This is a genomic window from Sodalis-like endosymbiont of Proechinophthirus fluctus (assembly GCF_001602625.1).
Classification (GTDB): Bacteria; Pseudomonadota; Gammaproteobacteria; order Enterobacterales; family Enterobacteriaceae.
On record NZ_LECR01000004.1, the window covers coordinates 7,104 to 7,931 of the forward strand.

1 protein-coding gene is annotated in these 828 nt (G+C 42.9%); it reads right to left on the reverse strand.

The window, feature by feature from the left end; translation table 11 throughout:
- Positions 1-426 precede the first annotated feature (426 nt).
- Positions 427-828 (reverse strand): hypothetical protein (locus tag BG74_RS14640; protein ID WP_204376279.1); only part of this gene is annotated, 402 nt, incomplete at its 5' end.

Consider the following 828-nt stretch of genomic DNA (forward strand, 5'->3'; position numbering starts at 1 on the left):
AAAAAAAAAACAAAAAAAAATTCTCGATTTCGCGTTTCATTTGATTCATTTTCAAAATTGCTTTCGATTAAAATTGTTTTCGGACATTTTTTCCATTTTACCCCGAGTAAATTGCTTTTCCAGAGCGAAAAAGAACTCAAGAATGGTTGGCGAAACTTCAGGATGTTGACGAACCGAATTCCGATTGGAAGACCAGAAACGAATATGCATTTTACCTGCTGATCAACTTACAGAATGGAACCATGTCTCAGCCTTTCAGCAGGTCTCCGCCATCCGGGAAATTGAAGCCTCTCTGCGAAATTCAGGTGAGGAAGTCTTATTAACGATTTAATCGGAATCAATAGATTGAACCTTGAAGAGGGTAAAAAGCAAACGCGAAGAGTGTAGGCAGCACGCCGGAGAATGCAGACGAAACTTAAGCAAAAGTTAAGTCTTCAGTCTTAACACGCAGGTGTTAACTCGATCGAATTCGGAGTGCAATTCCGCAGAGATAAACGAGGAAATTTTCGATTCTCGGCCATCGGACAGACTGCTGACTTCTGGACGTTTTGAACGATTCCGGATGCGTGAATTCCACGTTTGTTTTTTTTTTTTTTCTCTCTCTCTTCCCAGCTCGATTATCTCTACGAGGACGTGATGAAGCAACTCAAAATAAGCGAATGCCGATTGAACAAAATTCTTAGCGACAACACAGATCCTCCAGACGATCCCGAACTCGCATGCGAACCTGCAGGTTTTCAATCTCAGCAACCCAGTCCTCGCAAGGGTGTGACCGTTCATTGTGCCGCCTTCAGCAGATTCGAAAATCCACCCGGTGCCAATTAATCC